Origin of the sequence: Cellvibrio sp. KY-GH-1 (genome assembly GCF_008806975.1) — a bacterium.
Classification (GTDB): Bacteria; Pseudomonadota; Gammaproteobacteria; order Pseudomonadales; family Cellvibrionaceae; genus Cellvibrio.
Map to the genome: position 1 here is coordinate 1,395,036 of NZ_CP031728.1, position 25,308 is coordinate 1,420,343.

The 25,308-nt window shown below is 47.6% G+C and carries 20 protein-coding genes; 7 read left to right on the plus strand and 13 right to left on the minus strand.

The features are described from left to right. Window positions 1-29: 29 nt before the first annotated feature. From D0C16_RS05960 to leuC, 12 genes are all read right to left on the minus strand, one after another. Complete coding sequence (locus tag D0C16_RS05960) at window positions 30-656, minus strand: SPOR domain-containing protein (protein WP_151031462.1); 627 nt, start codon at window positions 654-656, stop codon at window positions 30-32. A gap of 45 nt (window positions 657-701) precedes the next feature. Beyond that, complete coding sequence (gene folC, locus D0C16_RS05965) at window positions 702-1,988, minus strand: bifunctional tetrahydrofolate synthase/dihydrofolate synthase (protein ID WP_151031463.1); 1,287 nt, start codon at window positions 1,986-1,988, stop codon at window positions 702-704. Between the two features lie 10 nt (window positions 1,989-1,998). Continuing rightward, complete coding sequence (gene accD / locus D0C16_RS05970) at window positions 1,999-2,859, minus strand: acetyl-CoA carboxylase, carboxyltransferase subunit beta (protein WP_151031464.1); 861 nt, start codon at window positions 2,857-2,859, stop codon at window positions 1,999-2,001. A gap of 68 nt (window positions 2,860-2,927) precedes the next feature. Then, window positions 2,928-3,737 (minus strand): tryptophan synthase subunit alpha, encoded by an 810-nt coding sequence (gene trpA / locus D0C16_RS05975; protein ID WP_151031465.1) that lies wholly within the window; start codon window positions 3,735-3,737, stop codon window positions 2,928-2,930. 57 nt (window positions 3,738-3,794) lie between these two features. Continuing rightward, a complete protein-coding gene (gene trpB / locus D0C16_RS05980) occupies window positions 3,795-5,006 on the minus strand; it encodes a tryptophan synthase subunit beta (RefSeq protein ID WP_151031466.1) in 1,212 nt (403 codons plus the stop codon). 33 nt (window positions 5,007-5,039) lie between these two features. Then, window positions 5,040-5,666 carry a phosphoribosylanthranilate isomerase gene (locus tag D0C16_RS05985; RefSeq protein WP_151031467.1) on the minus strand — a complete coding sequence of 209 codons (627 nt, stop codon included), beginning with the start codon at window positions 5,664-5,666 and terminating at the stop codon, window positions 5,040-5,042. Between the two features lie 134 nt (window positions 5,667-5,800). Further along, window positions 5,801-6,700, minus strand: a complete 900-nt coding sequence (truA, locus tag D0C16_RS05990) for a tRNA pseudouridine(38-40) synthase TruA (protein ID WP_151031468.1) — start codon at window positions 6,698-6,700, stop codon at window positions 5,801-5,803. 86 nt (window positions 6,701-6,786) lie between these two features. Then, window positions 6,787-10,086, minus strand: coding sequence for a FimV/HubP family polar landmark protein (locus D0C16_RS05995; RefSeq protein WP_151031469.1), 3,300 nt, complete (start codon window positions 10,084-10,086; stop codon window positions 6,787-6,789). 350 nt (window positions 10,087-10,436) lie between these two features. Beyond that, the gene (asd, locus tag D0C16_RS06000) at window positions 10,437-11,543 is read right to left on the minus strand and encodes an aspartate-semialdehyde dehydrogenase (protein WP_151031470.1); all 1,107 of its coding nucleotides are present in this window, start codon (window positions 11,541-11,543) and stop codon (window positions 10,437-10,439) included. A gap of 31 nt (window positions 11,544-11,574) precedes the next feature. After that, complete coding sequence (leuB, locus tag D0C16_RS06005) at window positions 11,575-12,651, minus strand: 3-isopropylmalate dehydrogenase (RefSeq protein ID WP_151031471.1); 1,077 nt, start codon at window positions 12,649-12,651, stop codon at window positions 11,575-11,577. A 49-nt stretch (window positions 12,652-12,700) separates the two neighbouring features. After that, window positions 12,701-13,348 (minus strand): 3-isopropylmalate dehydratase small subunit, encoded by a 648-nt coding sequence (leuD, locus tag D0C16_RS06010; RefSeq protein ID WP_151031472.1) that lies wholly within the window; start codon window positions 13,346-13,348, stop codon window positions 12,701-12,703. Window positions 13,349-13,362: 14 nt separating this feature from the next. Beyond that, complete coding sequence (leuC, locus tag D0C16_RS06015; RefSeq protein WP_151031473.1) at window positions 13,363-14,781, minus strand: 3-isopropylmalate dehydratase large subunit; 1,419 nt, start codon at window positions 14,779-14,781, stop codon at window positions 13,363-13,365. Window positions 14,782-14,937: 156 nt separating this feature from the next. Here leuC and D0C16_RS06020 point away from each other — a divergent pair, with 156 nt between their 5' ends. After that, window positions 14,938-15,858 carry a LysR family transcriptional regulator gene (locus D0C16_RS06020; protein WP_151031474.1) on the plus strand — a complete coding sequence of 307 codons (921 nt, stop codon included), beginning with the start codon at window positions 14,938-14,940 and terminating at the stop codon, window positions 15,856-15,858. Between the two features lie 65 nt (window positions 15,859-15,923). Then, on the plus strand, window positions 15,924-16,676 hold the full coding sequence (locus D0C16_RS06025; protein ID WP_151031475.1) for a TIGR04219 family outer membrane beta-barrel protein: 753 nt from the start codon (window positions 15,924-15,926) through the stop codon (window positions 16,674-16,676). 73 nt (window positions 16,677-16,749) lie between these two features. On the opposite strand, the gene D0C16_RS06030 is transcribed toward D0C16_RS06025, so the two are convergent. After that, window positions 16,750-18,942 (minus strand): patatin-like phospholipase family protein, encoded by a 2,193-nt coding sequence (locus tag D0C16_RS06030; RefSeq protein WP_151031476.1) that lies wholly within the window; start codon window positions 18,940-18,942, stop codon window positions 16,750-16,752. A 356-nt stretch (window positions 18,943-19,298) separates the two neighbouring features. On the opposite strand from D0C16_RS06030, the gene D0C16_RS06035 reads away from it, so the two are divergent. The 5 genes from D0C16_RS06035 to xthA all read left to right on the plus strand — a co-directional run bounded on the left by D0C16_RS06035 (window position 19,299) and on the right by xthA (window position 25,282). Beyond that, window positions 19,299-20,378 (plus strand): 3-deoxy-7-phosphoheptulonate synthase, encoded by a 1,080-nt coding sequence (locus tag D0C16_RS06035; RefSeq protein ID WP_151031477.1) that lies wholly within the window; start codon window positions 19,299-19,301, stop codon window positions 20,376-20,378. Window positions 20,379-20,614: 236 nt separating this feature from the next. Beyond that, complete coding sequence (locus D0C16_RS06040; RefSeq protein ID WP_151031478.1) at window positions 20,615-21,031, plus strand: hypothetical protein; 417 nt, start codon at window positions 20,615-20,617, stop codon at window positions 21,029-21,031. A gap of 188 nt (window positions 21,032-21,219) precedes the next feature. After that, window positions 21,220-22,110: a transporter substrate-binding domain-containing protein gene (locus D0C16_RS06045; RefSeq protein ID WP_151031479.1), complete on the plus strand. Its 891-nt coding sequence runs from the start codon at window positions 21,220-21,222 to the stop codon at window positions 22,108-22,110. A 172-nt stretch (window positions 22,111-22,282) separates the two neighbouring features. After that, window positions 22,283-24,394, plus strand: a complete 2,112-nt coding sequence (locus tag D0C16_RS06050; RefSeq protein ID WP_151031480.1) for a carboxy terminal-processing peptidase — start codon at window positions 22,283-22,285, stop codon at window positions 24,392-24,394. Between the two features lie 75 nt (window positions 24,395-24,469). Continuing rightward, window positions 24,470-25,282: an exodeoxyribonuclease III gene (xthA, locus tag D0C16_RS06055; RefSeq protein WP_151031481.1), complete on the plus strand. Its 813-nt coding sequence runs from the start codon at window positions 24,470-24,472 to the stop codon at window positions 25,280-25,282. The last annotated feature ends 26 nt before the right edge of the window (window positions 25,283-25,308 follow it).

Here is a 25,308-nt window from a genome sequence, read left to right on the forward strand (position 1 = left end):
CATTCTACCAGAGGCAATACGTTATGGCTTCATGGTTTGAAAGGTAAAACCAGGGAATTCACTTTAAGGCGCTTATCCAATTGTGTTTTTATGGCTTGCAGTTGCGCTTTATCCTGGCGAGGACCAATAAATACCCGATAAATATTCCCATTTGCGGAGGGCGCCGCGCGTACATAGGCTTTATGACCCTCAGCCTGTAACTGATCACGCAGCTTGTTGGCCCCGTCTTGCGAACTAAGGCTAGCTACCTGAATTACCCAGGCATCCGGCAACCCCTGGGCATTTAATGGTAATGCCGGCACCTGATCAGCTTTTGTAGCACTGGAGGCAGCTGCCGCAGACGCCTTTAAACTGGAAGCCATTTGTTGTGCGGATTGAACATCAGCGGTTTCGGCCGGGGGTACTGCCAATTCTGTAACAGGCACTTCATTATTTTCAGGAACGAACATAGCTTCAGGCGCAGGCGCTGATTCAATACCTTCCGGTTGCGCTGGCTCATTGAAATCCACTGCGGTAATACTCGGACGACCGGGAATTTGTGACTCCGTATTAACTTGATATTGCTGACGGTCCTTAAAAAAACTGGGCAAGAACAAGACCGCAACCGCCGTTAATACTGCTGCGCCAATCAAGCGATGCTTTACGGATTCTCTCACCTAAAACCCCTATGTTTTCTAAAAACCAGCTTAATCAACAAACGTTTACTGAAGACAAATATTCAAGGCTTGCAAACCAGCAGCGACGGTATAAAACGATCCAAATATTAAAATGCGATCACCCGGGCTCGAGTTAGTCAACGCAGCCTGTAAACACTCTGCAACGCTGCCAGAAAAGCACTCTGCCACATCCAAGTCGACTAAATTTTGATGCAATTGTTCAATGGTTGCCGCACGTGAAATAAAAGATAAGTCAGCTAGATACCAATGTTGCACTCGGCCTTTTAAATTATCCAAACTTTGCGCACGATCCTTATCTGACATCATCGCCACTATGCCATGCACACTGGAATTAGCTGGAGCACTTTGCACTAATCGCTCCACCAAATACTCTGTTGCTGCCGGATTGTGGGCAACATCCAAAATTACCTGCCGCTGCTTCCACTCAAGAGTCTGAAAACGGCCTGGCACTCGCAGCGCAGCAACACAACTAAATGCATTCAACGCAGGCAAATCCAAATTCAATATATGTGCGACTTGTAACGCAGCGGCAACACTCGGTAACGGCAACTGTGGTAACGGCTGACTGCGAAATTCCTGCGCACCCGACCACCAACTCCAACGTTCGCCAACAACCGGAACAAAACCGAAATCTCGCTCGATTAAATACAAGGGTGCCGCTAATTCCATCGCATGATCAAGCACAGTTACCGGCGGTGAAAAGTCTGCACAGATTACAGGCTTGCCCGCACGCATAATTCCCGCCTTTTCATAGCCAATGGAATCGCGGTTATCACCTAGCCAATCGGTATGATCCAGTGCAATACTGGTGATGACTGCAATATCAGCATCAATAATATTCACCGCATCCAAACGCCCACCCAAACCAACTTCAAGCACTATTGCTGTTACTGCGCGGCGGCGAAAAACTTCCAATGCGGCTAAAGTGCCATATTCAAAATAAGTAAGGCTGATCGGCTGTGGATACTCAGCAGAAACCTGCTGGCAAGCTGTATAGATTGCCGCAAATGCCACACAAATTTCTTCATCATCAACGGCCTTTCCGTCAACCACGATGCGCTCGTTGTAATGGATTAAATGAGGAGAGGTGTAAACGCCGACAGAAAAACCGGCAGAAGCAAGCAAGGCTGCTGTTGCCGTTACACAGGAACCCTTTCCGTTGGTTCCAGCCACTGTAACCACTTTTGCAGAGGGATTTAACAACGCCATCCGCGCAGCAACGCAGGCAACCCGTTCAAGTCCGAGATCTATTTCCTGCGGATGGTTTTTCTCCAACCATTCCAGCCACGCAGATAGCGATTCAAGTTGCATAAACGATTAATTACACCGCCGCTTTGCGCGTAAATTTCGCAAGTAACGCGGCGAGTTTATCGCGCATATCGCGACGGTGAATGATCATGTCGATGGCACCGTGCTCCAACAAAAATTCTGCACGCTGAAAGCCTTTCGGCAATTTCTGGCGAATAGTTTGTTCGATAATACTTGGACCAGCGAAACCGGCACGAGCACCTGGTTCAGCCACGTTCAAATCACCCAACAACGCCAGACTTGCCGACACACCGCCGTAAACCGGATCTGTCATCACCGAAATATAGGGCGTACCCTGCATTTTCAAACGTTCAATTACTGCGCTGGTTTTAGCCATTTGCATCAGAGAAATTAATGCTTCCTGCATACGCGCGCCACCTGTTGCAGAGAAACACACAAACGGGATATTTTCTTTTAACGCAACCGTTGCTGCGCGAGTGAAACGCTCGCCAACCACATACCCCATGGAACCACCATGAAATGCAAACTCAAAGGCAACAGCCACTACTGGCATACCTTTCAATTCGCCACGCATAGCTACCAAGGCATCTTTTTCACCAGTTTCTTTTTGCGCGGTTGTGAGGCGATCCTTGTATTTTTTAATATCTTTAAACTTCAGCCGATCAACCGGCTCCACGTCGGTAGCCAATTCCTGACGATTTTGCGGATCTAAAAACATATTCAAACGGTCACGAGCGCCAACGCGCATGTGATGATCACACTTCGGGCATACATCCAGCGTTTTTTCCAACTCCGGCTTATACAATACAGCATCACACTTGACACACTTCTCCCATAATCCTTCTGGAACCTTGTTACTTCGCTTGGTTTCAGTACGGGAAATACTCGGAATAATTTTATCTAACCAACTCATGGTTGCATCTCTGTATTTGTTTCAAGGTAGTTGGCTGTTCACACGATGACGAACAACCAGCGTAAAAATTAAAGTGTATCGATCGCCTTGCGAATACCGCTAATAATATCACCAACGGACGCTGCGATTTCTTCCGGCTTTTTATCTGACTGAGCACCCATCTTGTCTACCAACACACTACCCACCACCACACCATCAGCGAGTACTGCAATTGCCTTCGCAGTATCAGGGTCTTTGATACCAAAACCCACACACACAGGTAGATCTGTCAATTGACCAAACTCAGCCAACTTTGCCTTAACTGCTGCAACATCCAGATGACCTGCCCCGGTAACACCTTTCAGTGATACGTAGTAGAGAAAACCTGACGCGTGTACGGCGATTTTTTTTGCACGCTCCACAGTAGTTGTTGGCGCGAGCAGGAAAATATTATCCAACCCATTTGCATCCAACGCAGCTTTCAGTAGAGAAACTTCTTCCGGGGGCAAATCAACGGTTAGCAATCCATCCACACCGGCATCGGACGCTGCTTTGGCAAACTCCACATATCCAAAACGCTCAACCGGATTGGCGTAGCCCATTAACACAATGGGCGTGGTGTTATTGGTTGCACGAAATTGTTTAACAATCTCCAGCGTGCTTTTCAAACTGATGCCATGCTCAAGCGCACGCTCATGGCCTTTTTGAATGACCGGACCTTCGGCCATCGGATCGGAAAAAGGCACGCCCAGCTCAATTACATCAACGCCCTGCGCTACCATTTCATGCAGGGTTGGCAAGGTTGCTTGCGGGAATGGATCGCCATTAACCACGTAAGCGACGAGAATTTTTTTACCTGAGGCTTTCGCCTGATTCAAACGCTGGGAAATACGACTCATCGATAATTCCTGAAATTGCGGTCAGCAATGTGACATTAAAAATAAATTCAACTTTTATTAAACGGTAATTCCATCTATACCGGCCACGGTCAAAATATCTTTATCGCCGCGACCAGAAAGGTTGGCGATAATAATTTGATCTTTACTCATAGTCGGTGCCAATTTTTCCACGTACGCCAATGCGTGACTGGATTCCAGCGCAGGCATAATACCTTCGGTTTTTGTCACTTTGCGGAAAGCAGCCAGAGCTTCGTCATCATTGATCGCCACATAATTTACGCGGCCAATATCTTTCAACCATGAATGCTCAGGACCAACACCAGGGTAATCCAAACCAGCAGACACTGAATGGGTTTCAATAATCTGTCCGTTTTCATCTTCCATCAAATAAGTGCGATTACCATGCAACACGCCGGGAATTCCTTTATTCAACGGCGCTGCGTGCTTGCCGGTTTCAATACCCATACCACCCGCTTCGACGCCGTACATTTTCACAGATTCGTCAGTCAGAAACGGATGAAACAAACCAATCGCGTTGGAGCCGCCGCCAACGCAAGCAACTAACGCATCAGGTAAACGGCCCGCTTGATCCAATGATTGACGGCGCGCCTCACGACCAATAATCGATTGGAAATCACGCACCAATTGCGGATAAGGGTGCGGACCAGCGACAGTACCAATAATGTAGAAAGTGTCATCCACATTGGTTGCCCAATCGCGCATGGCTTCGTTCATCGCATCTTTTAATGTGCGCGAACCGGAGGTAACCGGGAACACTTCTGCCCCCAATAACTTCATACGATACACGTTAAGTGCCTGACGCTTAACGTCCTCAGCCCCCATATAGACACGACACTTCAAGCCTAACCGTGCGGCAACAGTTGCGGTAGCAACACCGTGCTGACCCGCTCCGGTTTCAGCGATTACCCGGGATTTGCCGGTGAACTTCGCCAGCAACGCCTGACCAATAGTGTTATTCACCTTGTGCGCACCAGTGTGATTCAGATCTTCACGCTTCAAGTAGATTTGCGCACCACCTAATTCACGGGTCCATCGCTCAGCGAGATACAGAGGGGATGGACGTCCGACGTAATGGGCCATGTCCTTATCAAACTCAGCCTGGAAGCCTGGATCATCTTTTAAGCGCGAATAAATAGACTGAAGTTCATCGAGCGCGTAAATCAAGGTCTCGGACACAAAGCGGCCGCCGTAAGGGCCAAAATGACCTTCCGCATTAGGAAAGGCGCTGTAATCAATCGACTGACTCACCGTTAAATCACCTGTAGTAAGCCGGTAGCACCATTAAATTCGGGCCAACCGGGCATTAGTAATAAAAGATTTGACTTGGTTGTGATCTTTTTTTCCGGGCGCTGATTCTACACCACCACTGACGTCAACCCCATAGACTCCGGTTGATCGAATGGCTTGCGCAACATTTTCAGATGTCAAACCACCAGCAAGGATAATAGGAACCGCTGAGTTACGGGGAACCCTCGCCCAATCAAATGTCTTTCCGGTACCACCTGGTACACCAGGACGATACGCATCTAACAAAATTCCGGATGCATTTGGATGGTTGGCGATTGCCATTTCCAAATCCAAATCAGGTCGCATTCTGATTGCTTTTATATAGGGGCGCCGAAAACTCTCACAAAAAGAAGGCGTTTCATCACCATGAAACTGTAATAGCTGAACAGGGACGCTAGATAACACGGACTCAACTAAAGCCACCGACGGGCTTACAAACAGTGCAGTTACGGTGATAAATGGACCGGCCGCATACGCAATCTCCCGGGCCTGCTCAAGCCCAACAGCGCGGGGGCTGGCATCATAAAAAACCAATCCCAAGGCATGACCACCATGAAACACAACTGCCTGAGCATCCTCGACATTTGTAATACCGCAAATTTTGACTCTTGTGCCGGACACGCTGAAATGCTCCCGTCAGCCTTAAAAACACAAAAAGCGGCCTTATAAAATGGGTCGCTTTTTAAAATCAGGCGGGATATTAACAGACTTCAATGCGAAAAACCGCAAAAAGGCTGAGCACAAAATTCAACCAATTACATCTCTGAAGAAAATCCACCTAGAGGCTCAGAGAAGTACAATGGCCCTGGTAAACAAGCGGGCAAGCTAAATAATTGAGGATAATCTACGCCCACCAAGTACAGCCCAAAGGGCTTTGCGGTAGCGCCGCCAGCACTACGATCGCGCGCTGCCAACACCTGCCCAACCCATTCCGGGGGCTTATCACCCGAGCCAACCGCCAGAAGAACGCCGACGATATTACGTACCATATGGTGAAGAAACGCATTCGCCTGCACCTCTAACACAATCAATTCACCACGCCTTACCAAATGCAAATACTCGATTTTCCGCACCGGGCTTTTTGCCTGGCACTGGGTGGCACGAAAGGACGTAAAATCATGCTGCCCAACGAGATAACCCGCCGCTTTTCGCATGAGAGAGACATCCAATGGGCGCGGCGACCAAGTCACCTGATCATGCAATAGCCCAGAGGGAGTTTTTGCATCGCTCAATAAATAACGGTAGGTTCGATTTAGCGCACTAAAACGTGCATGAAACTGCGGAGCAACTTCTTTTGCCCAACGAATACTCACAGCATCGGGTAGATGGGGGCGAGTGCCACGCAACCAAGCCTTTTCCGGCCGCACCGCTAATGTATCAAAATGAATAACCTGGTTAGTGGCATGTACCCCAGCATCAGTCCTGCCAGCACAAACTAACGTTATTTCTTCGTCCGCAACTTTTGACAGCGCCTTTTCCAACGCCTGCTGAACGGTTTTAACACCACTCGGCTGAACCTGAAACCCATGAAAATCAGCCCCTTTGTATTCAATCCCCAATGCGATTCTATGCATAGCCTCCGGCCAAGGTGTATCAGCTACAATTTCGCCATTGCGCGCATAAGGTTTTGAAATTGGGAGATAGTTTTCGCTCATTGACTTTAATCATCAAAAAATAATTGGATACAAAATAAAAAAAGCCTTGCACCAGAGATGCAAGGCTTTCACAAACATCGCTACGATTAGACGATTCGACCGAGCAATTCATTTGCCTCATTGCGCTGCTCGTCATTACCCTCGCCAATCACTTCAGAGAGAATATCTTTCGCACCTTCGGTATCACCCATATCGATATAAGCACGCGCAAGATCAAGCTTGGTTGCAGCCTCATCTGCGTCAGCCAGGAAATCCAGCTCTGAGTCCATATCATCATCAGACAAGTCAGCCAGCGCAGCTTCGTCACTGGAGAATTCATTTAAATCCAGATCATCAGACTCACTGGAGAACTCAGATAAGGCCTGAGAAAACAAATCTTCATCATGCTGCTCTTCAGCAGGGGCCTCAAAGTCAGTGGCAGACTCAAACGGAACTGACTCTTCAATACCAATCGAGCCGCCCGCAACCATCGTGTCATGCGCCCCAGGAATCTCTTCATCCAACTCAAGATCAACCTCCGACAACACGTCTTCAGCCGCTGCGATTGACGACCCACCGAATGCCGCGTCCAGATCAGAAAGAGATTCATCGGCCTCAAACTCAGCCACACTAAACTCTGGCATAGAAGTTACAGGAGCGTCATCCAAGCTTTCAGTAAAATCCAATGTTTCGTTTTCAGCTACACCGCCTTCGTCCTGCAAAGCAAAGTCAGCATCGGCTGAAAAATTTGCCTCTAGTTCACCATCAAAAGAGGCGTCATCCTCAAGTTCAAAATTTATAGCAGTCTCACTAGAATCCAAATCGTCAGTAAGTTTCAGGTTGGATGGGGACAAATCATCGAGCTGCATATCTTCATCAAGGTCAAGCTCAAAATCCGCTTGATCTTTCGCTATTTCCTGCGCCGCAAACTCGGAAATACTCGCTACGCCTGAATCTAATGACTCATCATCAAAGTCTACATCCAGACTTTCCATTTCATGGTCAAGCGCAGCCAAATCTATATCATCGACATTCATATCGAGATTGAAATCGTCAGCAGGAACATCCAGCGAGTCGGAGCTTGTATCGCCTACGACTAACGATTGCGCATTCGCCGGCACAACTTCCCCACCAGAAAGGAGCTCGTCATCGAGCGCCAATTCCTCATCCAGAGCAAGATCACCGTCTAACGCCAGATCTTCATCCAAATCAAAATTAAATTCGTCTGCAATCGATGCAGAGGCAGCCTCAACATCTTCGGGCAACTCATGCCCGGTCAACTCATCCAGAGCAAGCGACAACTCAGATATATCATCGACATCTTTTGCAACCGGCGAGTCATCCAAATCCAGTGCAAAATCGTCCGCCAAATCAACTGATGCTGACTGAGGCTCATCATCATCCAGATCTAATTTGAAATCAAAATCACTAGGCTCAAAACCACCTGCAACCGCCTCGCTCTGAGGCAGAGGCTCGGACACCGACAAATCATCATCCAACGAGAAGTCATCCAGAGAAAAATCATCGGCTGATTCGCTTGCAGCGACCGCCGCACCGGAATCAAACTCGCCCACCCCCGAAATACCAGCACGCAACTCAGACGCCCTAGACAGCAAGGCAGCCCCAGCAATTGGTAAAAGCGCCGCGTAATGTTTATCAAAACCACTAGCATTTTGCTGCTGAGCATAAACTTCCAATAGCTTCATGCGAATATCAGCTGAATCCGGATCCTTTTTCAGGGCATTCAGCAACATTTCTTCAGCCTGATCGAGTTTGCCGTAAGCGATATAGATATCTGCCTCACCAACAACATCACCCGTTTCGGCTACAGCAGATGCGGGCTGATCTTCATCAAATAATGAAGTCTCATCAATTTCGTGCAAGTTATTCTGCGCGTCCGCGGGCTCATCCGAATCATGGGGAGTTTCATCTATCGCAAATACGTCTTCCTGTTCAAAGGTTTGCTGCTCTTCTGCCTGCTGCTTGCGGCGACGATATGCAAAATAACCTGCACCAGCCAAACCTAAGACCCCTAAACCAATCCAGGGAGCATTTTGAATTGCTGTATCGGCCAAGCTAGGCTCCGGCGGTGGGGCTTTAACCACTTTGGGTGGAGCAACCGGTTTAGCAGCAGCCGGAGCGCTAGACGCAGCCGCGCTAGCTATTGCAACTTGCTCAACGGGGGCAACTTCCTGAGCGGAGACCTCTTGGGTTGGAGCGCTAACAGCTTCAGTCCGTGTAGTTATTTGAGCTGAAGCATCGGCGGGCTTTTGCTCAGCAGCGACCTGCAATGCACGCAACTTTTCATTGCTCACGTCTACCAAGCGCTGCATTGTTTCGATTTGGGATTCCAGATCCTTAACACGAGAACTTAATTCAGTATTTTCAGCTTTAGATTTATCAAGCTCCTCCAGAGTGGTCGCCAATTCAGACTCAAGCGCTTTGCCCGAACCATCATTTGCGCCGCTACCCTGCCCAGTTCCACCGCTTGCAGAAGGGGCCGCCAACTTTACTCGTCCACTGACTTCGGTTGATTCTGATCGACTAGTACTTGCTCGACGTGAAGCATTGATCTGCGCACCCAAAGCCGAGTCGCCGCTTGCAGCCGCAAACTGACTTACCGCCTCAGATTTACCAAGCGACTTCATTTCTTCAGCATCGGGTACACGCAGCACCTGCCCACGACGCAAGCGATTGATATTGCCGCTAATAAAGGCATCGGGATTGGCCTTATACAAGGCCATCATACTTTGATGGACAGAGACGCTGGAATCAGGACGGGCACGCAACGCTATTTCCCACAAGGTATCGTTCCCACGTACTTCATATTCTTTGCTACTAAGCGCTGGTTTACGGCTTACCGAACCCGAACCCGAACCCGAACCCGATGAAACTCTGGCAGAATGCGCTTGATTAGTAGCCGGAGCCTCACCAGCAGCTGGGCGGCTCACAGCCTTTGGAGCGGCAGTTGTAGCGGATTGCACCGCGCGAGCTGCGCCGTCTTCCTCAAAGGTAGGTAAATCCATTAACAGCGTGTATTCGCGCAACAAACGCCCTGCGGTCCAACGCGCTTCTATCAGGAAATTCAGATAGGGTTCGCGCACCGGGTTGCGCGAAGTAATCAACACCTTGGGCCCATCCGGTGACTCCAGATCGACCGCGAATTGAAACTCCGTGTAGAAAAATAAACGATCAACGCCATTGCGCTCAAAATCTGCCGGCGATGCCAAGGTAACGAGGATCTGCTCTGCGGTGAGATCACGCGTATCAAGCAGCTTCACCTCAGCCTCGAGCGGCTGATTCAGCGTTGACTTAAGCTTAACCTCACCTAACCCCAAAGCACTCACGTGGGATGAGAGCGCCAGAGACGCTAGACCACAGGCTAAAACCAACTGACGAAGACGCATAGCGCTATCCTTTTATTATTCCACGGCTGAATTGCAATGATTAGCCAGACATTTTAGTTGATGTACACAGCCTTCATTGTAGAAGCTCGCTGCGCTCTAGAGGCTAAAAACCTCGAATAAATATTCAGTATCGCTCGTAAGTATTCATTATAAATAGGTTTTTATCAATACTCGGGGTCTTGACAAAGCTGTCATAAACACGGTTTTTTGGTTCTTTCGCGCGTCGTATTCGCAAAATTGTGAAAAAAGCCTGACATTTAAATCCTTATTTATTACCAAAACAGTTATATAAAGCAAAAACCCCGGGTTTTAGGCCCGGGGTTTTTGAGTATTTTCAGACCCAAAAAGGTTTATTTTGTCTCTTGCAAAATGCGCAGCATACGACGTAGAGGTTCAGCCGCCCCCCACAGCAACTGGTCACCAATTACAAAAGCAGACACATACTCCGGCCCCATGTTGAGTTTGCGTACGCGGCCAACACCAATTTTCAGACCACCAGTAATAGAAGCAGGAGTCAGTTCTTGCTCAGTGATGCCACGATCATTTGGAACAAATTTTACCCAGTCATTGCCCGACTTGATGATGGACTCGATCTCGCTCAATGGCAGATCTTTTTTCAGTTTGAGGGTCAGCGCCAAGCTATGGCAGCGCATAGCACCGATACGCACACACAGACCATCTACCGGGATAGTACTTTCAGTGCCGAGAATTTTGTTAACCTCAGCCTGACCTTTCCACTCTTCTTTGGACTGACCATTGTCCAGTTGCTTGTCGATCCAAGGGATCAAGCCGCCAGCCAGAGGCGCAGGGAAAAATTCGCGCGGCACATCATTGCGAATAGTGTTAGCCACTTTTCTATCAATATCCAAAATAGCCGACGAAGGTGTCGCCAGTTCATCAGCTACCGCGCTATGAATCACACCCATTCCTTTCAACAATTCACGCATGTGATTAGCGCCGCCACCTGATGCCGCCTGATAAGTCATAGAACTGACCCACTCGACCAATCCAGCATGGAACAGTCCACCCATACCCATCAACATGATGGAGTTTGTGCAGTTACCACCGATAAAATTCTTAACACCCTTCTGCAGAGCCGCGTCGATAACACCGCGGTTTACCGGATCAAGAATAATTACCGCATCATCTTCCATACGCAGGCTGGAAGCTGCATCGATCCAATAGCCATTCCATCCAGAGGAGCGTAGTTTCGGGAATATTTCATTGGTGTAATCGCCGCCCTGGCAAGTAATGATTACATCCAGTTGCTTCAGATCATCAATAGAATATGCGTCTTTCAATGCAGGCAAGCCAGCGGCTACCGCTGGTGCAGCGCCACCTACATTCGAGGTAGTAAAAAATACCGGCTGGATATTGGCAAAATCATTTTCCGATTGCATACGCTCCATTAATACGGAGCCCACCATACCGCGCCAACCTACAAAACCTACTTTCATCTCAGTCTCTCTTTAAATGTTTCAGCGAAAATCAATTCAAAGCCGCCACAACGGCATCACCCATTTGTGAGGTAGATACTTTGGTCTTACCTTCCGTATAAATATCAGCGGTGCGATAACCTTGATCCAGCACCTTGCCAACTGCCACCTCAATCGCATCCGCGACCTGCGGATAACCGAGCGAATAACGCAACATCATTGATACCGACAAAATTGTGGCGAGCGGGTTAGCAATGCCCTGCCCGGCAATATCCGGTGCCGAACCATGACATGGCTCGTACATACCACGACCATCTTTATCGAGCGAGGCCGACGGCAACATGCCGATTGAGCCAGTCAACATAGCAGCCGCATCGGACAAAATATCACCAAACATGTTACCAGTCACCAACACATCGAATTGTTTTGGCGCGCGCACCAGCTGCATGGCTGCATTATCCACATACATATGCGACAACTCGACGTCCGGATACTCCTTGTGCAGGGTATCCATAACTTCGCGCCATAACATAGTCGCTTCCAGTACGTTAGCCTTGTCGACCGAACACACTTTCCCGTTGCGCTTGCGGGCCATCTCAAACGCGGTACGACCAATTCGGATAATTTCGCTCTCGGAGTATTTATAGGTGTTGTAACCTTCGCGCTCACCATTTTCCAGCACACGAATACCGCGCGGCTCACCAAAATAAATACCACCAGCCAGCTCGCGCACAATCAAAATATCCAAACCGGAAACCACTTCCGGTTTCAGGGAAGAAGCATCAACCAATTGTGGATATAACAGCGCCGGACGCAGGTTTGCATACAAACCCAATTGCGAGCGAATTTTTAGCAGGCCTTTTTCCGGACGAATGGAACGATCCAACTTATCCCACTTGGGACCACCTACCGCCCCCAACAAGATCGCATCCGCTTTGCGCGCTTTTTCCAGCGTAGAATCAGCCAAGGGAACACCATAGGCATCAATGGCGCAGCCACCCATGTGGTCATTTTCGAAGGTCAGACCCAAATCAAATTTGGCATTAACAACGTCGAGAACCTTACGCGCTTCACGCACGATTTCTGGACCTATGCCATCGCCTTCCAGAATTAAAATATGTTTACCCACGGGCAATCTCCAAAATTAAAAATATTTTTCTGCCTATTTTATTCAATGATCACTTGACGACATCAAATAACCAAGGAGCTTCAGCGCGGCGCTTGATTTCGTAAGCGCGAATCGCGTCGGCTTTCTCTAAGGTCAAACCTATATCGTCCAAACCGTTCAACAGGCAGTGCTTACGAAAAGCATCAACTTCAAAACCAAAACTTTCACCTGATGGCGTAGTAACTGTTTGTGCAGCAAGATCAATCGTCAACTCATAACCTTCTGTTGCGTACATTTCCTTAAATAATTTATCAACAATCGCTTCGCTCAAAATAATTGGCAACAAGCCATTCTTGAAACAGTTGTTGAAGAAAATATCGGCAAAGCTCGGTGCGATTACACAGCGAAAACCATAGTCATCCAGCGCCCAGGGCGCATGCTCACGGCTTGAGCCGCAACCAAAGTTTTCGCGCGCTAACAATACACTGGCGTCTTTATAGCGCGGAAAATTCAGCGGAAATTCGGCATTGATCGGACGGCCTTCGCAGCTTTGATCCGGCTTGCCTTCATCAAGGTAGCGCAACTCATCAAACAGGTTTTTGCCAAAGCCAGTGCGCTTGATGGATTTCAAAAACTGCTTGGGAATGATCATGTCGGTATCGACATTGGCGCGATCCATAGGAGCAGCAATGCCTTTTAAAACGGTAAAACTTTTCATGGCACCTACTCCTATTAGTTAAATGTACGCACATCAACAAAGTGGCCAGCAATTGCCGCCGCTGCCGCCATCGCCGGGCTCACCAAGTGAGTGCGACCACCGTAACCCTGACGACCTTCGAAGTTGCGGTTAGATGTAGAGGCACAATGCTCGCCTGCACCCAACTTGTCAGCATTCATCGCCAAGCACATAGAGCAGCCTGGCTCACGCCACTCCAATCCAGCTTCGATAAAAATCTTATGCAAACCTTCCGCTTCGGCTTGCGCTTTTACTGCACCAGAACCTGGAACCACAATCGCCTCTTTTACTGAGGCAGCTTTAGTACGGCCTTTCACCACTTCTGCAGCAGCGCGAATATCTTCAATGCGCGAGTTGGTGCAAGAGCCAATAAATACGCGATCAACATGAATCGATGTGATTGGCTGATTCGCTTGCAAACCCATGTATTGCAGCGCGCGAATCATGTCATTGCGCTTAACCGGATCAGCTTCATGTGCAGGATCAGGCACTTTATCTTCAACCGACACCACCATCTCTGGCGATGTGCCCCAGCTCACTTGCGGCTTGATATCAGCGCCGTTGATTTCTACCACCGCATCAAAATGGGCACCTTCGTCGCTGACATAGTTTTTCCAGTCGGCAACTGCTTTTTCCCACAACTCACCCTTAGGTGCATAGGTGCGGCCCTTTACGTAATCGATAGTGGTTTGATCTACCGCCACCATACCGGCACGCGCACCCGCTTCGATCGCCATGTTACATACGGTCATACGACCTTCCATACTCATATCGCGGAATACCTGACCGCCGAATTCCATCGCATAACCAGTACCGCCCGCAGTACCTATTTTGGCGATAATCGCCAGCACCACGTCTTTAGGAGTAACGCCAAGACCCAGCTTGCCATCCACCTTTATCAACATATTCTTCATTTTTTTGGCAACCAAGCACTGGGTCGCCATGACATGCTCAACTTCACTGGTGCCGATACCGTGCGCCAAAGAACCCAAGGCACCATTAGTCGCGGTGTGAGAATCGCCGCAGACCACGGTCATACCCGGCAAACAGGCGCCGGTTTCCGGCCCTACAACGTGCACAATGCCCTGACGCTCGTCATTGATTTTGAACTCAAGAATGCCGAACTCATCGCAGTTGTCATCCAGAGTCTGTACCTGAATCAGGGAAACAGGGTCCTGAATCCCTTTCACGCCATTAGCGCGCTCTTTCTGGGTAGTAGGAACGTTGTGATCGGGCGTCGCGAGAATAGAGTCCACCCGCCAAGGCTTGCGGCCCGCCATGCGCAGACCATCAAACGCCTGCGGCGAAGTCACTTCGTGAACTATGTGACGATCTATATAGATGAGGGCAGAACCATCGTCACTTTGATGGACGAGGTGGGCATCCCAGAGTTTGTCATAAAGGGTTTTAGCCATGGTGATCTCCTAATTAGCCCTTAAATCCGGGGCTCACAGGGTTGCAGAGAAACTTATCGAAAGAATGCAGCCATGCTACGCTCGCCAAACCCATAAAACAAATTTATCTTTTTTATATATTGCATTCCATTTAGGAATAGTTTAAATATTCTACGAATGGATACTCAACACCTACAGGCATTTGTCGCCATCGCTGAGAATGGGTCATTTTCTGCTGCTGCCGAGCGGTTGCATCTCACGCAGCCCGCGATAAGCAAGCGCATAGCTCTGCTGGAAGAACAACTTAGAGCACCTTTATTTGATCGAATTGGCCGCCAAGTGGCACTAACCCAGGCTGGTCAGGTCTTATTAAGCAAAGCCAAGTTAATCTTGGGTGAAGTGATTGCCGCGCAGCGGGCCATCGCAGATTTACAAGGCGATGTACAGGGCAAACTGAGTATCGCAACCAGTCACCATGTGGGGTTGCACTATTTGCCACCCTATTTGCGCGAATTTTCGACGCGTTACCCACAGGTAAAGCTGGACTTACATTTTCTCGATTCGGAGCAGGCATACCATGAAATCCTACAAGGCAGATTCGACCTCGCCATTATTACGCTCGCGCTTTCGCAAGACCCACGACTCCAAAGCCACACTCTCTGGCACGATCAACTCCACTTCGTCGTCGCGCCCTCTCACCCCCTTGCGCAATCAGGAAGCTCCGATGCCACACAATCGCATCTTCGCCTGGCCGATTTAAGCAAGCACCCGGCGATAATGCCGGATACCAACACCTACACAACCCAGCTCATCAAGAACTTGTTTGATGGTGAAAACTTGCCGCTCGATATAGGCATGATTTCCAATCACCTCGATACTATCAAAATGCTGCTCAGTATTAATCTCGGCTGGGGCGTGTTGCCGCGCAAAATTATCGACACGCAATTACAAATTCTCAACGTTAACCATCCGCCAATCATGCGCCCACTGGGATGTATTCATCACAATCAACGCACCCTGAACAACGCTGCAAGGGTTTTTTTATCACTTTTGCAAGGCGGTGACATTTCTGCGAAACATTTAGCGGGCACGCTGTAAATTTTACGGCACAATTTCTCAATATCAATTTCTCTAGAAATCAACTAATGCCATAGGATGCTTTTATGCAACACACCTTTCCTGTAAAAAAAATCACACTCGCCACTCTGGCACTCGTCGGTTGCCAACACGTTTCTGCTGATACCGTCTTTGGCATCTACGCCGGGGCTGGAAGCTGGCAGGGCGAATATTCCGGTGAAGCGGGCGATCCTGCGGTAACAGCACAAGATTTAGGAATGGAAGAAAAAAATAATGCGTTTTATTACATTGCCATCGAACACCCTGTACCCTTTCTGCCCAACATTAAAGTGCAACAAAACGATATTACCAGCGACCAAAGCAGCACAATTGAAAAAAGCTTTAGTATTGGCGACGTCACCTTCCCTGCGGGAAGCGATGTAAAAACCGATTTTGATTTGAGTTACACAGACGCAACACTCTATTACGAGGTGCTGGACAATTGGCTCAATTTGGATTTGGGTATCACGCTACGAAAATATTCTGGTTATCTAAAAGCAGAAACCATGCAATTCAGTGACGACATTGACATTGACGTTGGGGTACCGCTAATTTACGGCAAATTTCAATTTGATTTGCCTTTCAGCGGATTCTCAGCCGGATTTGAAGGAAATTACATTAGTTACGATGGAAACAACCTGAGTGACTACAGCGCCAAAATAGGATACATGTTTGACTCATCGCTCGATTTAGGGTTAGAAGTCGGTTATCGCGCAGTGAAGCTTGATATTAACGAAGATGACGTAGCTACCAACCTGGAGATTAAAGGCCCTTACGTGGCAGCCCTTTTTCACTTTTAACAGCAATTTTAAAAAGGCGGGCAGATAATATGCCCGCCGTTGCCAAGTGTTTCCGCACGCAATTTTATCGAAATTACAAAGCACCTAACTGCAAGTACATATTGTAATCTCCGCGGAAACTAAACCCGTAACCAAGATACAAGGGGCCCAAAGGCGTTTCGCCGCCAAGATAAATCACACCTGAATCAAGCCAATCATCGCTCTTTGACATTAAGTAATTTTCTTCAAGCCTGGCCGCCTCAAGCCCAAAACCCAGCCGCAAATCCCCGTTTAAACCAAGGGGCATACGCCCAATAATTTTCTCCAATCGAATATGACCATAAAAAGCATCATCGCCGATAATCTGGTTGCTAGCGTAACCTGACATATTCAAAAAACCACCCAACAGGGCCGCATCATAGAGCGGAGCATCACCTTTAACAGAAGTGACATATGAGGAGCGAACCCCAAACACGTAGTCACTTACTTTATAAGCACCACCAACATCTGCAGACAATTTACTATAACTCTCTGCATGCGAATCGAAATAACTAAGATCAGCGCGCCACCCGTGTGAAGGAAAATGCAGGCGATTGCGCTTATCAAGACTAAACTCATAGAGCAGCCCACCATACTGCTCACGTACATAGGGTAGATCTGCAGAAAAAATCTCTGTTTTCCCCAGGATTTTATATTCGCGCCAACCAAACTTTGATTGGCCAAAATTTCCTAAATTCAAACCAAGCATCACCTCACTAGCAGAGGTATCTAATTGATACTCAGCGATGCGTATGTCATCGACAAATAACCCTAAATCTTCACGCTTTCGAAAATATCGAGGCTCCACGAAAAAATGATGACGCGTGTCTAACGGCTGATAAAAATCCAGCTCCACCTGTGGCGCCCCTCCCATATCTACTGTCGCAAAAAACTCACCGCCATACTTATTTAGCCAAGTACTACGATAGGCTGCGCGAAAATTAAAATTTGATCCATAACGGTATTCGTTATCTATCGAAAAGCCAAAAATCACATAATCCGAGCTTAATTTTTTTTCGCTCGCAGTAATTTCGAGCACATTTTTAAAATCTTCGTTAATCACACGATAATCAACAGTCTGATAAAAGCCATCACCATAAGTACGAATCAAATCCTGTTCCAATACAGCCCGATCGAGCATTTCCCCTGGCTTCTGATGAATTTGACGAGCAACATAATTGCGATGCACTCGCTGCGTAGGAGATATTCGAATTTCATCAACCACCAGTTCCGTTTTTGGCGCGACTTTATTGCGCTTTTTCCACGCAGCGTAAGTATTTTCATCAACAGCCAAATCACGTAAAGCTACAACCTGTTTTTCTGCTGCCGCGCGACCAATATCTGCCGCTTCATCATAACGAGCGAATTCAGAAGCTTTAAGAGAACCTAATTCCGGATAGATGTAAACATCTGCACCGGACAATGTGGTTAATGATCGCTCAACATTTTGTTTGGTTAAGATTCCGATCATTTGAGCAGTCACGCTTAATAGCGAACCGATGCGCTCAGGCTCTTTTAGGGGCGACCCTACGTTCACAGCAATGACGCGATCAGCCATGCACAGCTCTCGCCCCAATTCGACGGGCAAGTTATCGACCAAGCCACCGTCCACCAGCTTTCGCCCTTTGTACTCCACCGGCTCCATCAACCCTGGGACAGACATACTCGCGCGCATTGCCTGGGTGAGGCTGCCTTCTCGAAACACTACCCGTTCACCTGTACCGATATCTGTTGCCACTATCGCGAGCGGAATCGGCAACTGTTCAATAGTGCGCTCACCTAGGTTGGCATCAACCAGCTGATTGAAAAAGAGTTTAATTTTCTCGCCGGCAACAACGCCCCCTTGCAATTGCAATCCTGAATCGGTGACACCCATTTCAGTCCCCGGCAAATAACGTTGACTAACTTTTTTCCGGCGTAAACTCAATTGCGAGAAATCTGCCACGTCCAAAAAAATATCCGTCCAGTCTGCTTCTGAGAGCTTCTTGCGCATAGTTTTCGGGGAAAGCCCAGCTGCATATGAACCCGCGACCAAAGCCCCCATACTGGTTCCCACCACACAATCCACCGGTATGTGCTCTCGTTCCAACACCTCCAAAACACCAATATGCGCCGCTCCACGCGCGCCGCCACCGCCCAGAACCAACGCAGTTCGCTGTCTCTCCGCCGCCTGAGCGACAGCAACCAGCAAACAACTGCCTAGCAGCCCAACGATTGCCTTAGCAATCCGCTCCTTAAATCTTGCCATATATAAGAAATCCAACCTTGTGGTTACCCTGTAGCACAAACATAACAATCGCACAGAGAATAAACCAGCCCAGCCACTGCAAGATCAAAATTTAACCTACGCGTATAGTATTTACCTAGCGCAGCATCCTATTCGTACAATCCTTGAAGGATAAATATCCTTTTGTTAAATCCATTAGCAGGATAACCGCCACAATTTTTCCAATAATCATGCATATAATGTAGCTTCAGCCTCATAAACACCAAAAAATCAGACAGATTATCTTTATTTATCGTCGATATTTAAAAAAACATCCCACATTTCGATTTAATTTCGGTAGAATGCCCCTCGATTTGATACTTTTAGGAAATTGCATCATGACCAGTACCCAAGTCGATGACCTCAACGTGGTCTCGCAAGAGCTGCTGATCTCTCCAGCAGAGCTTAAGAAAAAGATTCCTCTCACCGAAAAGGCGCGCGAAGTCGTTACCCAGGGCCGTGAGGTTGTGCGCAACATACTCGATCGCAAAGACCATCGCATTTTTGTGGTGATTGGCCCCTGCTCCATCCACGATGTGGCCGCCGCTAAGGATTATGCTCAACGCCTGAAAAAGCTGGCAGAAGAAGTCAGCGACACTATTTATGTGGTTATGCGTGTTTACTTCGAAAAGCCGCGCACCACAGTTGGTTGGAAAGGATTGATCAATGACCCATACCTGGATGACTCCTTCAAAATCGAAGAAGGTCTGCACATTGGTCGCCAACTGTTGCTAGATATTGCTGAGATAGGTTTGCCGGCAGCCACTGAAGCTCTGGACCCAATATCACCTCAGTACTTGCACGACCTGATTAGCTGGTCAGCAATTGGCGCACGCACAACCGAATCGCAAACTCATCGCGAAATGGCTAGTGGTTTGTCATCGGCGGTTGGGTTCAAGAATGGTACCGATGGCGGTTTAACGGTCGCCATTAACGCATTGCAATCAGTGTCCAAACCCCATCGTTTTCTTGGAATCAATACCGAAGGTCAGGTATCCATTATTCATACCCGCGGCAATGGTTATGGCCATGTTGTACTGCGCGGAGGCAATGGCAAGCCTAACTATGACTCCGTAAGTGTTGCGGTGTGCGAGCAGGAGCTAGCCAAAGCAAAAGTGGTTCCCAACATTATGGTGGATTGCAGCCACGCCAACTCCAACAAAAATCATGAGTTGCAAACGCTGGTAATGGAGAATGTTGCCAATCAGATTATTGAAGGCAATAAATCTATCATTGGTCTGATGGTAGAAAGTAACATTGGCGCAGGCAACCAAAGCATCCCGGCAAACCTGTGCGATTTGAAATACGGCGTATCGGTCACTGACGCCTGTATCGATTGGGAAACGACGGAAAAAACCCTGCGCAATATGCGTAATACCATCAAAGAAGCTCTGGTTGCACGCGCTCGCACGCAGTGAAGATCGAGGCGACAACCTATTGATGCAAAAAGAAAAGCGGCTAAAAAGCCGCTTTTTTTATTCCTTTTTGAGAGGTGCATCGCGCAAAAGCTGTTAAATTGATCGACACTTTCGTCTTTTTGCCTATGGTTTTTTCCTTGCTCGACTGTTAAATTTTCACCTGTTAATTTCTGTAAACTCTGGAACGAAGTTGCGGGACGCAATAACAATAATCCATCAGCCCTGCGGAGCACTTCATGTCTCACAGCCAAAACGCCCAACTTGATAGTTATCGAACGCCAGACTTGGGAGCGAATCACAATCTAAAGGGTTTTGACGTTGCAACTGCTGTAGCGCGTGGAGAATTTCACTTAAGCTTGAGCACAATGCTGGGTTGCGATTATATTTTTGTTAGTCACAAAGGTACGCATGAGTTACTACAACCCAAGCGAGCCGACAAGACCATTCGCGAACTCCTGGATTTACTGGATACCTCACCTCACCAAAGTATGGTGATCAGCGCGGATGAAACCGCGAATGGCACAACGAATTTTACTCGTTATGATTATGCGTGGGAAAACCGCCAAGTCACCAAGGTGTCTATCACGCCGGTAACTCATAACGACCAAATTGATTTTATGCAAATGATGTTTGATTGCAGCACTGCCTGCTAACCTAAAAGAATAAAAGCCAAGAGATGCCGCAGCGCCCACTGTGGCATTTTTATTTGGCAAATAGATTTTATCGGCAAACCGCGTTAATAAGATTTATGTGCTACTTTTAGCCCTATAACCATATAAACCTGGCGAGCCGTCTTATGTTTTTTTTATCCATGCTGAGTTGTTCGTTTCACCGGTTTTTTATGTCCAGCGCGCTGATATTAGTTGCCGGACTAATCACTCTTCCCGGTGTTGCAGCGGAAAAGAAAACAGTCACCACCAATATGAAATCCAATGTCCAAACTGATTACATGAACGGTTTGCTAAAATTGGCGCTGTCGTATTCCAACAAAGAATATATCTACGCTACCACCTCTGAAGTTTATTCCCGCCCTCGCGTAATGGAGTCAGTTAAATCTGGCAGTATTTCGGTAATGTGGGGCGGCACCTCAGAAGAAATGGAGCGCGATTTTATACCTATCCGCATAGATGCATACCGCGGTTTGATGAACCACCGTCTATTTTTTATCCGCCAGGGAGATCAGGCGCGCTTTGACCGAGTCAAAACATTCGACGACTTGAAAAAAATCAAATTTGGCCAGGGCCGAAGTTGGCAAGATGCTTCTATTTTGGAGGGCGCAGGTCTACAAGTAGTCAAAGCCACTAAAAAGCCAAGCCTTTACCACATGTTGGACGGAGGCCGTTTTGATGCGTTTCCACGCGGTGCTAATGAAGTCTGGACAGAACTCTCTGCCTTCCCCAATTTAAAATTGACCGTAGAGAAAAACCTGGTGCTCATTTACCCATTACCGACCTACTTTTTTGTAAGCCCTAAAGACCCCGAACTTGCTAAAGACATAGAATTTGGTCTTGAATCTGCGATTAAAGACGGCGCCTTTGATCGTTACTTTTACAACAGCCCGGAAGTAAAAGAAGCACTGGGTAAAGCGGACCTCAAACACCGCCACGCTATTCGTATTGCCAATCCTTACCTCCCCAAAGCGACGCCGCTAGATCGAAAAGAACTCTGGCTGGATTTGATGGGAGAATCCCCCAAATCAGTGAGCGAACCCATCGCCGAAGCCGCGCAGTAATATCCAGAACGCAACTTTTTCATTAAATGTGCATCTTAACTGGATACTGGACGCCAATCGCCGCCATAAACAGTGGCTTGGCGCCTGCCTTTAGTGCTGAATTCCGCTATAGTAAGCAGTGTTTCGTCCAGCATATCGTCTGGAAGCGCCTGACCTATTGAGAAATCCCCATATGCAAACTGCTGTTGTTAGACCGTTTAAGCTCACGCTGTTTAGTCTCCTACTCAGTCTGTCATCACTGAGCTTCGCCGACAAAATTGAGATACTGAAACCCAGTGACGAGCAAAGTAAAGCCGCCATTGATCTGGTTCAAAAGTTGGATAGTGAACACTACCGCGATCAAGAATTTAACGATGCATTGTCATCCCGCTACTTTGATGAATACCTGAAATCATTGGATAGCGCGCGAAACTTTTTCTTGCAAAGCGATATTGCAGAATTTGAAAAGTTTCGCAAAAGCTTTGATGACGATTATAAAAAGGGCAAGCTCGACAATAGCTTTGCGATTTACAATCGTTTTAATGAGCGCATGATCCAACGGCTTGAAAAAGTGGTTAAAGAACTTGACGACCCCAAAACCACTTTTGACTTCGACGTAGAAGAAAGCATTCAACTGGATCGGGAAAAGGCCAGCTGGCCAACCAATCAGGTAGAAGCCGATAAACTGTGGCAGCAGTACCTCAAATCCAATTTATTAAACTCTATGTTGTCCGGAAAAAAGCTGGACGAAAGTAAAACCACGCTACGTAAACGTTATGCCAATCAACTGCGCCGATTGAAACAGCAAACATCAGAAGAAGCATTTAGTGTGATGATGAATTCACTCACCATGCTCTATGATCCGCACACCAATTATCTATCACCGGAAAATGCGGAAAACTTTGACATCAGCATGTCGCTGGAATTACAAGGGATTGGCGCTGTACTGCAAAGTGATGAGGATTACACCAAGGTTAGTAGCCTTGTGGTCGGTGGCCCCGCGCAAAAACAAGGTCAATTAAAACCCAATGACAAAATTATTTCTATTGCTCAGGGCGCTAATGGGGAGTTTGTTGATGTAGTTGGCTGGAGACTGGACGAAGTAGTGAAACTAATTCGCGGTCCGAAAGGCACACTTGTACGCTTGGAGGTCATTCCGTCTGACCCAACCGCCACCGCCAATAAAACAATTACCATCAAACGTGAAACTGTGAAACTGGAAGATCAAGCGGCCAAGAAAGCAGTATTCGAAGTCAAAGATGGCGAAAAAACCTATAAACTTGGCGTTATTGACATTCCGACTTTCTACATGAACTTTGAGGCCTATCAAAAAGGTGACCCGAACTACAAAAGCACTACGCGCGATGTACTCAACCTGCTTAACGACTTAAACAAAGAAAAAGTGGATGGTGTAATTATCGATTTGCGCGATAACGGCGGCGGTTCCTTACCAGAAGCAGCCATGCTGACAGACTTGTTTGTAGATCCAGGTCCTGTGGTGCAAATTCGTCAAAGTGACGACACTATTTCGCGCAATTACCGCGCCTATCAGCCAGCGGCATATCGCGCTCCAATTGCTGTTTTGATTAATCGTTTAAGCGCTTCTGCATCAGAAATTTTTGCTGGCGCCATCCAAGATTACGGCCGCGGAATCGTCATTGGATCAACCACTTTCGGCAAAGGCTCTGTACAAAATCTGGTAGATTTAAAACATGGCCGCCTGAAAATCACCGAAGCCAAGTTCTACCGCATTTCCGGCGATAGCACTCAGCACCGCGGTGTAATTCCAGATGTGCAGCTACCCAGTTTACTAGACCCAAGTGAAATTGGTGAAAGCAGCTACGACAATGCGTTGCCATGGGATCGTATTCACCCTGCTCCACATCAGAATTATTACAGTATCAACAAGTTTTTGCCAAAAATTGAAACCGAACATCAGGAACGCATGGCGAAGGACCCGGAATTCATTTTTCTGAACAAGCAAAGCGAAATGTTTAAAGAAGCTGCAGACAAAAAAGTGGTTTCGTTACGTTTGGCAACCCGTCAGGCAGAGCAAAAAACGATGGAAAAGCGCACGCTGGATAACGAAAATCAGCGCCGCGTTGCCAAAGGAGAAAAGCCTTATGCAGATTACGCTGCGCTCAAGGCTGCCAATGGTGGCGATGAAGACGAGGATGCTCCACCCAAAGAAGCGGACAAAGAAATTAAACCAAAGGAAGATCCTTACCTGATGGAGGCAGGCCACATACTGGCAGATTTTATCGACCAAATTAAGCAGCCTGACTCCAAAGTGGCGAAACAGTAACATCTCTATATTGCTTTAACCAAAACACCCGAGCAGCAATGTTCGGGTGTTTTTTTACCAGAAGAAGGCCCAACCATGATTGCAGTTTCGTTTAACGTAAATAGTGTTCGCACTCGCATGCATCAACTGGAAGAAGTTGTCGAAAAACATCGCCCGGATTTTATTGGCCTGCAAGAAACTAAAGTGAACGACCCTGACTTCCCCTTGGAAACGATTAAAGCACTCGGTTACGAAGTTGAATATTTCGGCCAGAAAACTCACTATGGCGTTGCGCTTTTATCACGTTATCCGTTTAAAAAAGTCATTAAAGGTTTTCCCGGCGATGCTGAAGATGCACAGCGTCGTTTTATCGGTGGTGTTTTCGATACTCCACTAGGGGAAATCACAGTATTAAATGGATATTTCCCTCAAGGTGAAAGCCGAGATCACGCGGTAAAGTTTCCTGCAAAGCGCAAATTCTACGCAGACCTGAACAGCTATTTAAGAGGCGAGCACACACCTGACAAGCAAATTATTGTGATGGGCGATATGAATATTTCCCACCAGGATATCGACATTGGTATCGGTGACGAAAACCGCAAGCGTTGGCTACGGACTGGTAAATGCAGCTTTTTACCGGAAGAACGCGAGTGGCTAAATGATCTATTGTCTTGGGGCCTAAAAGACAGCTTCCGCGAAAAAAATCCGACCGTCAGTGATTTGTTTAGTTGGTTTGACTATCGCAGCGGCGGCTTTGAAGATACACCTAAACGCGGCCTGCGTATTGATTTGATTTTAATGACGCAAAGCCTACTGGATAAATGTGCGGATACCGGTATCGATTACGAGATTCGCGGTATGGAGAAACCTTCAGATCACTGCCCCATTTGGGTTGACCTTAAAGCTTAAGTGAAAAACAACTCAAAAAAATCGGC

Coding starts and splice junctions, on each gene's coding strand:
- D0C16_RS06030 (WP_151031476.1), bottom strand. CDS start 18,942: ATGGCAAGATTTAAGGAGCGGATTGCTAAGGCAATCGTTGGGCTGCTA.
- asd (WP_151031470.1), bottom strand. CDS start 11,543: ATGAAAGTAGGTTTTGTAGGTTGGCGCGGTATGGTGGGCTCCGTATTA.
- D0C16_RS05995 (WP_151031469.1), bottom strand. CDS start 10,086: ATGCGTCTTCGTCAGTTGGTTTTAGCCTGTGGTCTAGCGTCTCTGGCG.
- xthA (WP_151031481.1), top strand. CDS start 24,470: ATGATTGCAGTTTCGTTTAACGTAAATAGTGTTCGCACTCGCATGCAT.
- trpA (WP_151031465.1), bottom strand. CDS start 3,737: ATGAGTCGTATTTCCCAGCGTTTGAATCAGGCGAAAGCCTCAGGTAAA.
- D0C16_RS06025 (WP_151031475.1), top strand. CDS start 15,924: ATGCAACACACCTTTCCTGTAAAAAAAATCACACTCGCCACTCTGGCA.
- leuD (WP_151031472.1), bottom strand. CDS start 13,348: ATGAAAAGTTTTACCGTTTTAAAAGGCATTGCTGCTCCTATGGATCGC.
- truA (WP_151031468.1), bottom strand. CDS start 6,700: ATGAGCGAAAACTATCTCCCAATTTCAAAACCTTATGCGCGCAATGGC.
- accD (WP_151031464.1), bottom strand. CDS start 2,859: ATGAGTTGGTTAGATAAAATTATTCCGAGTATTTCCCGTACTGAAACC.
- D0C16_RS06050 (WP_151031480.1), top strand. CDS start 22,283: ATGCAAACTGCTGTTGTTAGACCGTTTAAGCTCACGCTGTTTAGTCTC.
- D0C16_RS06045 (WP_151031479.1), top strand. CDS start 21,220: ATGTCCAGCGCGCTGATATTAGTTGCCGGACTAATCACTCTTCCCGGT.
- leuC (WP_151031473.1), bottom strand. CDS start 14,781: ATGGCTAAAACCCTTTATGACAAACTCTGGGATGCCCACCTCGTCCAT.
- folC (WP_151031463.1), bottom strand. CDS start 1,988: ATGCAACTTGAATCGCTATCTGCGTGGCTGGAATGGTTGGAGAAAAAC.
- D0C16_RS06020 (WP_151031474.1), top strand. CDS start 14,938: ATGGATACTCAACACCTACAGGCATTTGTCGCCATCGCTGAGAATGGG.
- D0C16_RS06035 (WP_151031477.1), top strand. CDS start 19,299: ATGACCAGTACCCAAGTCGATGACCTCAACGTGGTCTCGCAAGAGCTG.
- D0C16_RS06040 (WP_151031478.1), top strand. CDS start 20,615: ATGTCTCACAGCCAAAACGCCCAACTTGATAGTTATCGAACGCCAGAC.